General features: G+C 60.6%; 12 protein-coding genes. 4 read left to right on the top strand and 8 right to left on the bottom strand.

Annotated features, from left to right (window positions below; translation table 11 throughout):
• Positions 1-15: 15 nt before the first annotated feature.
• Genes FGE21_RS20085 through FGE21_RS14400 form a run of 7 tightly spaced genes read right to left on the bottom strand, consistent with a single transcriptional unit; the run spans position 16 to position 5,242 of the window.
• On the bottom strand, positions 16-159 hold the full coding sequence (locus FGE21_RS20085) for a hypothetical protein (RefSeq protein WP_176695447.1): 144 nt from the start codon (positions 157-159) through the stop codon (positions 16-18).
• A gap of 40 nt (positions 160-199) precedes the next feature.
• Entirely contained in the window at positions 200-607 is a 408-nt protein-coding gene (locus tag FGE21_RS14425) for a DUF2177 family protein (RefSeq protein WP_139664010.1), read from the bottom strand.
• The gene (locus FGE21_RS14420; protein ID WP_139664009.1) at positions 604-1,326 is read right to left on the bottom strand and encodes a hypothetical protein; all 723 of its coding nucleotides are present in this window, start codon (positions 1,324-1,326) and stop codon (positions 604-606) included. Before FGE21_RS14420 ends, FGE21_RS14425 begins: the two co-directional genes overlap by 4 nt.
• Entirely contained in the window at positions 1,323-2,060 is a 738-nt protein-coding gene (locus FGE21_RS14415; RefSeq protein WP_139664007.1) for an SDR family oxidoreductase, read from the bottom strand. Before FGE21_RS14415 ends, FGE21_RS14420 begins: the two co-directional genes overlap by 4 nt.
• A complete protein-coding gene (locus FGE21_RS14410; protein ID WP_139664006.1) occupies positions 2,053-3,210 on the bottom strand; it encodes a cyclopropane-fatty-acyl-phospholipid synthase family protein in 1,158 nt (385 codons plus the stop codon). Before FGE21_RS14410 ends, FGE21_RS14415 begins: the two co-directional genes overlap by 8 nt.
• Positions 3,210-3,965, bottom strand: a complete 756-nt coding sequence (locus FGE21_RS14405; RefSeq protein WP_139664004.1) for a DUF1365 domain-containing protein — start codon at positions 3,963-3,965, stop codon at positions 3,210-3,212. The genes FGE21_RS14410 and FGE21_RS14405 overlap by 1 nt, the downstream gene beginning before the upstream one ends.
• On the bottom strand, positions 3,962-5,242 hold the full coding sequence (locus tag FGE21_RS14400) for an NAD(P)/FAD-dependent oxidoreductase (protein WP_139664002.1): 1,281 nt from the start codon (positions 5,240-5,242) through the stop codon (positions 3,962-3,964). Before FGE21_RS14400 ends, FGE21_RS14405 begins: the two co-directional genes overlap by 4 nt.
• A gap of 210 nt (positions 5,243-5,452) precedes the next feature.
• On the opposite strand from FGE21_RS14400, the gene FGE21_RS14395 reads away from it, so the two are divergent.
• Positions 5,453-5,968 carry a sigma-70 family RNA polymerase sigma factor gene (locus FGE21_RS14395; RefSeq protein WP_255731598.1) on the top strand — a complete coding sequence of 172 codons (516 nt, stop codon included), beginning with the start codon at positions 5,453-5,455 and terminating at the stop codon, positions 5,966-5,968.
• A 1-nt stretch (position 5,969) separates the two neighbouring features.
• Positions 5,970-6,605, top strand: coding sequence for a ChrR family anti-sigma-E factor (locus FGE21_RS14390; RefSeq protein ID WP_139663999.1), 636 nt, complete (start codon positions 5,970-5,972; stop codon positions 6,603-6,605).
• Positions 6,606-6,814: 209 nt separating this feature from the next.
• Here the strand turns inward: FGE21_RS14390 and FGE21_RS14385 are convergent, their stop codons facing one another.
• Positions 6,815-7,708 (bottom strand): rhodanese-related sulfurtransferase, encoded by an 894-nt coding sequence (locus tag FGE21_RS14385; RefSeq protein ID WP_139663998.1) that lies wholly within the window; start codon positions 7,706-7,708, stop codon positions 6,815-6,817.
• 207 nt (positions 7,709-7,915) lie between these two features.
• Here FGE21_RS14385 and pncA point away from each other — a divergent pair, with 207 nt between their 5' ends.
• Together pncA and FGE21_RS14375 are read left to right on the top strand one after the other, a co-directional pair.
• Positions 7,916-8,509, top strand: a complete 594-nt coding sequence (gene pncA, locus FGE21_RS14380) for a bifunctional nicotinamidase/pyrazinamidase (protein ID WP_139663996.1) — start codon at positions 7,916-7,918, stop codon at positions 8,507-8,509.
• A 160-nt stretch (positions 8,510-8,669) separates the two neighbouring features.
• Positions 8,670-10,868, top strand: a complete 2,199-nt coding sequence (locus tag FGE21_RS14375; protein ID WP_255731597.1) for an ATP-binding protein — start codon at positions 8,670-8,672, stop codon at positions 10,866-10,868.
• Positions 10,869-10,894: the final 26 nt, after the last annotated feature.

Raw genomic sequence — 10,894 nt, 5'->3', positions numbered from 1 at the left:
GGGGCGGTTACATCATCAGAGCCCCTCTTGGACCAACTCGGCGATGTCCTGGGCTTTGGCTACATCGCGGGCCAACCACATCGACGCGTCTTTCCGGTGTTTCTCGCGCGTTTCAAGCTGTGCCAATTCATCAGCGTGGTTCTCACTTTCAGTTCTCATCTTCTGGCCTCCTGGCAACAACCCCAAATCCGGCGTTGCTTCACGCATTGGTCCAGATTACGCGGGTGAGCAGAACTCCGGCCCAGGCGGAAAAGCCGGTCAGTACTCCGCCCCAAAGCGTGTCTGCAATGACCTGTTCGAGCGACCAATCGCGCAGTGTGGCGTAGTTGGTGAATTCATACGTCCCATAGGCCATGAGCCCAAGGAGCGCGCCGCCAAGCAGCGCAGACGCGGGTTCGGCTGTTCGCAATGCCGGAACCGACACAAACCAAAGCAGGCCGGCAATATAGCCAAGATAAAAGATCGCCGCCGGACCAGCGCGGAACGGGTCGGCAAACAGATGCGCCACATGGCGCTCAAACACCGGCTTGATCAGAAAGCGCAAGCCAATCGCATCTGCGATGAAGAAAATCGCAGCGGTCACGGTATAGAGGGTCAGGATTTTCAACGGTCTGCGTCCTTCATGTTCGATTGCAAGACCCGCAGCGTCAATGTGGCCATTCCCAGGGTGGCCAGCGCGATCACCGGCAGGTTCGGACCCGACAGATTTGCGACGATGACTCCGAACAAAGCCCAGGAAACTGCTGCGCAATAGCCCCATTCACGCGGTCGTGCGGACTGTACGGCGACTGCTATGCACAGGACGCCAAGCAAGCAGATGATTGCCGCGGTCTGAGCCGACAAAATGGCATAGCCTCCCAGAACGACACCGATTGCCACGCCAGATGCTGCGGTCAGCCAGCCTGCGAAGACTGCGACCGGGCGTGCTTGCAGCCAGGGGCGATCATGACCGGCCCGCAGCATCGACAGGATTGCTGCGGCGGCCATTGCAACGATCATGACTGTGGCAAGCACGGGGGCTGCATTCGCGGCTGCGATCCAGAACGTCCCGATGATCAGGCTGATCGCCAATGGTGGCCGCATTGCCCGCCAACCGGGCGCATCCGCCGCGCGCCAGACACCATAGGCCGCGCTGAGTATCAACCACAGATAGATCAGCCCCCAGATCGCAAACGCAAACCCTGCGGGTTGAACAGGCGGATTCAGTTGCACGACAGGAAACTGTTCAGGCGTGAACCCGTTGAATCCGGAGGTTAAAATGGGGGAGACCGCGAAGGTGAGGGTGGCAATCAACACCACTATGGCCATGTTTCGGGAGGATGTCATTGTGTCAATCTCCGGGTTATTGGCAGGGAGGCCCAATAGGGCAGGATCCGCAACAGCTTGAGGGGCCAGGTCAGACGGCGTGGGAAATGCACCTCAAAACGCTTGCCGTTGAGCCCGTCGATGATCGCCTGCGCGGCCTCTTGCGGCGTGACCATCGCGGGCATGTGAAAGTCGTTGCGCCGGGTCAGGCGGGTGTCAACGAAGCCGGGGTTGATCAGCCGCACGTCGCAACGCCCGCCCATCTCGGCGCGCAACGATTGCACGAGATTGATCACAGCTGCCTTGGTTGCCGAATAAATCTGGCCCTGCGGCAATCCGAAATAGCCCGCAACAGAGCCGCAGAGCGCCAGCTGGCCGCCCTTGCGCAACAATGGGGGCGCGATTTGCGCGATGTGAAAGCTGCCGGTCAGGTTCACGGCTATGATCTGCGTCGCAGTGTCCGGGGCCAGGTCGGAGATTTTGCCCGGATCATAGAGCGCGGCCAGATGCACCACCCGGTCCAACGGGCCGATCTGAGCGATCCTGGCCGCTGCGGCCTCAATGGTTGCGCGATCGGCCACGTCGAGCGGCAGCGCAATGTGACCGGTCCCGAGCGTGGTTGCGAGATCCTGCAGAGCCTCACCGGACCGGGCCGACAGGATCAACCGGGCACCGCGCCGCGCGTATGCACGTGCCAGAGCAGCGCCGATGCCGTCACTGGCACCGATGATCCAGATGGTCTCCGCCTCAGGCATGGGCCAGCTCCACCTGAACCACATCGGTTTGTCCGACAGCAAAGGACCCGGCACAGATCCCGAGGTAGAACTGCCAGTTGCGCAGGAAAGACTCGTCATATCCCAGCCGCCGGATGCGGTCCGATTTCTGCGTCAGCCGCTCGTTCCAGAGCGCACATGTGCGGGCATAATCGCCGCCAAAGGCGTGAGTATCCGTGACCTTGAGGCCGGCCCGCCGGGCCTGATCGGCGATCACTTTGTCGGACAACAACATGCCACCGGGAAACGTATAGTGGCGGATATAATCCGAACTGCGCCGGTAGATATCGAAATAGCTGTCGGGCACGGTGATCGCCTGAATCACGGCCCGTCCGTTCTGCGCCAGCCGCGCCTTGAGCGTTGCGAAATAGGCGGGCCAGTAATCCTGACCAACGGCCTCGATCATCTCGATCGACACAATACTGTCGAATTGGCCGGTGACCTGGCGATAATCCTGCAGGCGGATTTCGGCGCGGCCATCGAGCCTGGCGTCCGCGTATCCCTTCTGGCTGGGCGAGATGGTCAACCCGGTGACATGGCGACCGGCATCGGCGGCCCGCTCGGCAAAGCCCCCCCAGCCGCACCCGATTTCCAGCAGACTGTCCGCCGCCCCCAACCGGTCCAGAACCCGGTCATATTTGCGGGTCTGTGCGCGGCCGAGATCGTCATCGCCGGGGGCGAACATAGCGGCGGAATAGGTCATGCTGTCGTCCAGCCAGAGCTGATAGAACTCGTTGCCCACGTCGTAATGCGCACGGATATTGCGGGCGGCACCGCGCTGGGAATTGGCGCGCATCAGACGGTTCACGACGCGGAATTTCACGCTGTTCCAGAAACCCGCATAGGCATAGCCGCTGAATTGATCGAGGTTCTTCAGGGCAACAGACGTCAGATCCTCGATCGACGGGGTGTCCCACAGGCCCGCGACATATGTCTCACCAAGGCCGATATCGCCGCGGGACGCGATTGCCGTAACCACGGACCAGTCGTGGATCTGCATTTCGGCAGCCGGGTTGCCATGGCCAAAGCTGTATATCTCGCCCTCGGGCGTGTGCAGGCGCAGGCTGCCGCATTGGATTTGGGCGCAAGTGTCGAGAAAATCGCGTTTCACGCGGTGTGTCAGGAACAGCATCAGGTGACCTCCTTCGACGGGGGGATGGGGCGTGTGCGGTATCTGGCGCCTTTCAGTTTCAGGCGCAGCGCTTGCCAATGGATCAGGATGATGGTGCGCAGGGCCCCGAAGGGTCGGCGCAGGCTGGCGTTGATCAGGCGGGTGTTCGTCAGGGGCGAACGGGTGCCGGACAGGGTCGCCACCACGCCCTCGGTTCCGTTGCGATGCAGGATGTGGATGGCAATTCGATCCGGGCGGATATCAAAGCCGAACTCATAACTGCCGGCGACCTCCTGAAACGGCGAGACATGCAGGGACTTCGGGGTGGTGATCCGGCAGTCTTTGGTGATCGGAGCAAACCCCGGCAGGCGGCACAGATATGAGTGGCGGTCCCCGAAAGGGGTCGAGACCTCGGCAATGGCCGCGACCAATGCGCCGTCCTGCATCGCCAGCCAGAAGCTGACCGGGTTGAAGCCATATCCGAGGAACCGGGGCTGGGTCAGGAGCATGAGCTGCACCCGGGGGTCCCTCAGACCATCCGCCGCGAGCACTTCGAGAGCCCAACTCGCTCCCCCTCCCGACTTTATCGGGCCACCGTGATCACGGTCATGAACCGAGGTCAGATTGAACCGGTTGCGCGAAAACAGCCCTGGTGCTTTGGCGTCCGCTTCGGGATCGATCAGCACATAGTCGACACCATAGCGAAACCGGTGCCGGATTGCGCCGCGCCGCGTGTGTGTGGTGACCCCGGCGATATGTTCCGGAGGGTGGCTCATGCGAATTGCCGATCCATCAGCCGCGCGATGCGCGCCGCGCTGGCAAAACCGTCCTCGTGGAAGCCGTGCCGTGTATAGGCTCCGGCAAACCAGGTGTTATTCTGACCTTGTATCCTGGCCAATTGTTTTTGTGCCGCCAGTGCAGGCGCATCGAATACCGGATGGCGAAAGGTCTTCTGGTCATAGATCAGGTGATCCGGCACCGGCTCGGACGGATTGAGAGAAACGAACAGCGGGTCATCTTCGGGAATGTTCTGCAACCGGTTCATCCAATATGTGACGCCAATCGCAGGCTCGGGCCGCGTTGTGTCGGCCTTGTAGACCCAGCTGGACCAGACCGCGCGGCGAAGCGGCATCTGGCCGGTGTCGCTGTGGAGGATCATCTGGTTGTCCTGGAACCGGATCGCGGACAGGGCTGCGCGTTCCTGGGGTGTCGGGTGGGATATCAGGCGCAGCGCCTGGTCGGCGTGGCAGGCGAAAATGACCTGATCGAACGGAGCCTGCGGCCCTGCCGTACTGCGCACATGGCTTTGTCGGCCGTCACGGGTGACGCTTTGAACAGGGGTGGCGGTGCGGATCGCAACGCCGCGCCCGCGCAGGTGCTGTTCCAGTCGCTGCACATACTCGGTACTGCCGCCATCGACGGTCCACCATTGATGTTGCCCCGAGGTGCTGAGCAAGGCGTGATTGCGAAAGAACTGGATCAGGGCGCGGGCGGGGAAGGCGCGGATTTCGGCAGGCGGCGTCGACCAGATCGCCCCGCACAGCGGCATCAGGTAGTAGCGCTGAAACCAGTCGCCCAGCCGCAGGTCATCCATCAGTTCGCCAATCGTGGCGCTGTCGTCTTTGGCCAGCGCTTCGGCCTTGGCATTGAACCGCAGAATATCGCGGACCATGCGCGCGAATTCGGGTCTCAGCAGGTTGCGCCGCTGCGCGGTCAGGGCCCGCAGATCGCGCAGGCCGTATTCGATCTGCCCGTTGTTGACCGAAGCCCCAAAGCTCATATCGCTTTTGACAACCGGCACATCGAGATCCTGAAACATCCGTGTCAGATGCGGGTAGTTGGCATAGTTGAAAACGATGAACCCCGTATCGACCGGCTGGTTGCCTGCTCGGCCAGCCATCACGGTACGCGCGTGCCCCCCCAGTTTTGGCGCGGCCTCGAACAGGGTCACGGCGTGATACGGCGCCAGCAGATAGGCGGCGGACAGCCCGGAAATCCCGCCGCCGATGATAGCGATGCGTTGCGGGCGAAGAGCGAGAGCGTCAAGTGACATTCAGATTCCTGTAGATGGTTTGAGGTCACTACGTGCGGAAAAATCATTCGGATCAAAAATGATCCAACCTCTCGCGGCGCCCGTAGTGCGAGTATGATAGCAGCAAGCCCCGACATTGACCAAGCAGAGCGGCGCCAGATTGCGGCGCAGCGAAAGGACCGCCCGAAGGTGACGAAACCGTCCCGCCAGATTTCGCCGCAGACATTGCAGATGCTGGCCGTTCGTGACGCCCGCGACCGGGCGGCGTTTTCAAGGCTGTTTGATTATTTCGCGCCACGGCTGAAGGGGTTCATCATGCGATCCGGTACCGGGTCGGGGCAGGCGGAAGAGATTGTTCAGGACGTCATGCTGACCGTCTGGCGCAAGGCTTCCATGTTTGATCCACAGCGGGCGAATGTCTCGGCCTGGATCTACCAGATCGCCCGCAACCGGCAGATCGATGTGATCCGCAAAGAAAACCGTCCCCTGCCCGAAGCCCTTGGTGCGCCCCCTGCAGACGAGCCTGACGCAAGCCAGATCCTGGCTGTCGAACAAGAGGCCGGTCAATTGAAAGACGCGCTTGCGCGGCTGAAGCCTGATCAACGCGAGATCATCGAAAAGGCCTATCTGGGCGAGCTGACCCACCAGGAGATCAGCACCCAGACCGGTCTGCCGCTTGGCACGATCAAGTCGCGGATCAGGCTGGGCCTGGAACGTTTGCGCCATGAGTTGAAGGATGCGCGGTAAGATGACAGCGATCACCCACCATATACCCGACGCCCTGCTTGCCGCCTATGCGGCGGGGAGCCTGCCGCAGCCCTATGCGCTGGTTGTGGCCAGCCATATCTCTCTGTGTCTCGACTGCCGCGCGACGTTTGACGCGCATCAGGCGGCCGGAGGGGCAGTGTTGGACACGGCTGAGCGCGCGCACCTGTCCAACGGCGTGAAAGCCCGCGTTCTGGAACAGCTTGATGCCCCTGTCGCGCCTGAACCGGTGTTTCAGCGCTCAGGCGTGTTTCCGGGTCCGGTGATGGAAGTTCTGAAAGGCAAACCACCACGTTGGAGAACGGTTGGCGGGGGCGTGCGTCAGAGCATCCTGTCAGCGACGGGTGAGGGATCGGTGCGTCTGCTGTTTATCCCGCCCGGACAGGCCGTGCCGGACCACAGCCACAATGGGCTGGAACTGACGCTGGTCCTGCAGGGCAGCTTTAGCGATGAAACGGGACGCTTCGGGGTTGGTGACATGGAGGTCGCGGACGAACACCTGGAGCATACACCTGTCGCGGATGTGGGGGCACCCTGCATCTGTTTGGCGGCGACCGACGCTCCGCTGCGGTTCAGGACGCTGGTTCCGCGCTTGTTGCAGCCGCTTTTCCGGATCTGATGCGGGGGTCCGAATTGGCTATCTTCACCCGCAGGGGCGCCAAATAATTTCGCTGTATTTCCTGATGTTATCTAGAGATTGTCCCGGATTTCGGATCGTGAGTTCCCGCCCCGCCCCGGCGCAGCGTCCGCCTCGCGCCCTGCCATGCGGAGTTGATCGGCAAGCGCGGAGCGGTCTGCATCGGGGATGGTGAGCGGCCTCACTGACCATCAGGTCAGCTCGCCTCGCTCCCGGGCCAGACGAATTTGCTTTTGTCGCTCGCGAAACCGCTCTTTGTCATATTCAGAGGTTTCGTCAATGCAGTGATGGCAAGAGACGCCAGCTTCGTATTCGGGACGCGCCTGATCCGAGGGCAGAATCGGGCGGCGGCAGCCGTGGCACAGAAAATGTGGCCCTTCCCGCAATCCGTGTCCCACCGAAACCCGGTTGTCAAAAACGAAACATTCGCCCTGCCAGGTGCTCTGTTCCGCGGGCATTTCCTCAAGATAGCGCAGAATGCCGCCTTTCAGATGGTAGACATCCTCGACGCCCTGACCGAGCAGGAAATTCGTGGATTTTTCACACCGAATGCCGCCGGTGCAGAACATCGCCACCCGCTTGTTGTGGAACCGGTCCTTGTTCTGCTCCCACCACTGCGGAAAATCCCGAAAGCTGGCGGTCTTTGGATCAACCGCCCCTTCGAAGGTGCCTATCGCCACCTCATAATCGTTGCGTGTGTCGATCACCACCACATCGTCAGACCGGATCAGATCGTTCCAGTCCTCGGGTTCCACGTAATTGCCGACGGTGGCGCGGGGATCGACGTCGGGCTGGCCCATCGTGACGATCTCTTTCTTGAGCCGGACTTTCATCTTGCCAAAGGGCGCATGGTCGCTTGTGGCTTCTTTCCAGTCCAGCCCGGCGCAACCGGGCAACGTTCTGATATGCGCAATGACCGCGTCAATTCCTGCGCGCGGCCCGGCTATCGTGCCGTTAATGCCTTCTTGGGCCAGCAGGAGGGACCCCTGAACGTCATGTTGCTCGCACAGGGCCAATAGCCCCGGTTGCAAGGCGGCGGGATCGTCGAAACGAGTGAACTGATAGAGCGCGGCAATGGTGTACATAATATGGGCCAGTAAAACGAAGCGGGCGCGTTTGCAAGTCGCGAAGACATGCGGAACGGCGCCGAAAAACATGTGATGGAAATATAGGATATGGTGCCCGGGACGCGACAGTTTAGAGGTGAGGCGCACGGGCCGGCGACAAATGGGGTTGCGTGTTCCGATGCTGCGGGGTCCTGTGTGGACACCACCGCTGCAAAGGAACACCCCATGACCAACGCTCTGATTGTAATTGATGTCCAGAACGATTTTTGCCCAGGCGGCGCCCTGGCCGTTCCGGATGGAGATGCGGTGGTGGCACCGATCAATGCCATGATGGGCGATTTCGATGCGGTGATTCTGACGCAGGACTGGCACCCCGCGGGGCATTCCTCCTTTGCCAGCGCGCATCCCGGCCACGGTCCGTTTGACACCACGGAAATGAGCTATGGCCAACAGGTTCTGTGGCCGGATCATTGCGTGCAGGGCACAACAGGCGCGGAATTCCACCGGGATTTGCGCAGCGATGGTGATTTGATTATCAGAAAGGGCTTTCGCCCGGAGATCGACAGCTATTCAGCATTTTTTGAAAATGATCAGATTACGCCCACCGGATTGGAAGGCTATTTGCGCAGCCGTGGCATTTCGGATTTGACATTGGTTGGTCTGGCCTTGGATTTTTGTGTCGCATTTTCGGCAATTGATGCAAGACGTTTGGGCTTCTCAGTAAAAGTTGCGCAAAAATCCTGCCGTTTCATTGATCTTGACGGCTCTTTAGCCACGCAAATTGAGAATATGCGTCAACGCGGCGTAATATTTGCGTAATTACTCGAGGCAATTTGTTAATCTCGAACCCGTAGTGAATGTAACAAGTTTCGGCATGAAGGGCCGGATGTAATCGGGTTGGCGGGCAATGGAGCAATCAAACCGGACTGCTGAAGGTCCTTTGGCTTTGCATGATGCGCAGTTCAGCCCCAGGGGGTTGATGCTGCGCTATGCCGCCAACCGGGGAAAGCTGTTTCAGACCCGTATCGGGATTTCCTTCTGCGCCGCGCTGCTGCTGGCAGTCATTTTGGGACCCGTGTGGCCTACAGCGGTGTTTCTGGCCTACGTCAGTATCGACGGGGCCGAAACCTGGTTCCTGCTTGATCTGCCGAAACGAATGGACGCGGGGATATCCCTTGCCCGGGCGCGCGTTATTTCCGCGATATACGCCACGCTGACCTCTTTGTGCATTTGTGCATTTGCGGTTATCCCTGTTTTTGGCGCCGACGCATTTCAGGGCGGCCAGAGTCTCATCGCAGAGCTGTTCTTTGCCATTTGTGCGATTCTCGGACCGGCTCTCGCGGCGTCTCTGGACTATCGCTACAATGCGCTTGCCGGGATCATGCGCCTGGCTGTGTTCTCTGCGCTGCCGGTCGGTCTCATGGCGCTCACCATTTTTTCGGGACGGGCCCGGACGGTGGATGTGGAACTGCTCCTTGCGGGGCTGCTGGGCTACTTCATGGCGCAGATCTGGTTCCTGATCCTGGCGCAAAGGCGACACCGAAACGTGCGCCGTGCCCTGAGGTCACAGGCGCTGCAACGGCAGGCACTCGAAGATGCCTACATGCGGCTGTTTGACCAAAAGCAGGAGGCCCGCCGCCTGGCGATGATTGCCGAACACGCGAACGATGGGGTCATGCTGATTGACGGGGAGGGCCGTATTCATTGGGTCAACGACGGTTTCACCCGCATGACCGGGTTTTCCTTCGATGAACTCGTTGGCGGAAATGCGGGGGAGATTCTGAACAGCAGCAAGACCGATCCCGCCGCTCTGCGTGAGATTGAAGAGGGACGCGCGGCCGGCAAGGCATTCCGAACCGAGCTGATCAACCGGCGCAAGGACGGCAAGGATATCTGGATCGAAACCAACCAGGTGCCCGTCTTTGACGAAGCCGGGCGGGTTGAGATTTACATATCAGTGGAACGCGATGTGACCGCGGCCAAAAGCCACGAAAAACAACTGCAGGAGGCGCGGTTGGCTGCCGAGGAGGGCGCCCGGACCAAGGAGGAATTCCTGGCCACAATGAGTCATGAGTTCCGCACCCCGATGAACGGGGTCATCGGGATGGCCCAGATGCTGCTCGCCACCGATCTCAGCGAGGATCAGCGACTTTATACCGATACCATCCTCAGTTCGTCCCGCGCGTTGCTGGCCTTGATCAACGACGTGCTGGACCTGTCGCGGATGACAGCGGCGGGTGTGTCGCTCCATAAGGTCGAATTTGATCTGCACGCCTGTATCCGCGATACCACCCTGCTGATGAGCCGGCAGGCCGCGGACAAAGGCCTGATGCTGGAGATGGTGATCGAAGAGGATGTGCCGGAATGGGTCATCGGCGATGACAGGCGCTTGCGGCAGATCCTGATCAACCTGGTCGGAAACGCGTTGAAATTCACCAGCAATGGAGGTGTCGAAATCCGGGTCTCTGCGACCACCGGGGTCGGCACGCTGTCTTTGTCCGTTGCAGTCAGAGACAGTGGGATCGGCATTGCGGAGGACAAGCTGGACCATATCTTCGAGCGGTTTTCACAGGCGGATACGGCGATTTCGCGCCGCTATGGCGGCACCGGTCTGGGCTTGTCGATTTCGCGCGGGCTGGCGCGGGCCATGGGCGGGGATATCAGCGTGGCGTCGCGATTGGGGGAAGGGTCCTGTTTTACGCTGTGCATCGATCTGGAGCCGGTGTGCAAGGCCGATCAGCGGTCTCATATCCCGCAGGACCATCCGGAGCCGGTGGAGTTGACCGGGCTGGCCGGGCTCAAGTTGCTGGTGGCCGAGGACAACCGGGTCAACCGGTTGCTGATCAGCAAATTCCTGGCCGACACGCCGCTTCAGTTGTATTTCGCGACCGACGGGGCCGAGGCGGAGGCCCTGGCGCATCGCTACAGGCCGCAGGTGATCCTGATGGATATGTCGATGCCCGAAGTTAACGGGCTGGAGGCCACCCAGGCAATCCGGCGGCTCGATATTCCGCAACCCTATATTGCGGCGCTGACCGCCAATGTCGATGATACCAGCCGTCAGGCCTGTCTGGATGCGGGAATGGACGCGTTTCTCAGCAAGCCGCTGTCCCGGCAAGAGCTGCTGACGCTCCTGATCCGGTTTTCCGAATCCGTGCGGGAAAGCGAAAGCAGTTGAACAGCTTGCCGACAGGGGCCCCCTGT

This window comes from Phaeobacter sp. B1627 (genome assembly GCF_006265095.1).
Taxonomy (GTDB): Bacteria; Pseudomonadota; Alphaproteobacteria; order Rhodobacterales; family Rhodobacteraceae; genus Epibacterium.
Note: the sequence above shows the minus strand (reverse complement) of the source record. Positions and strands in the feature narration are given on the sequence as shown.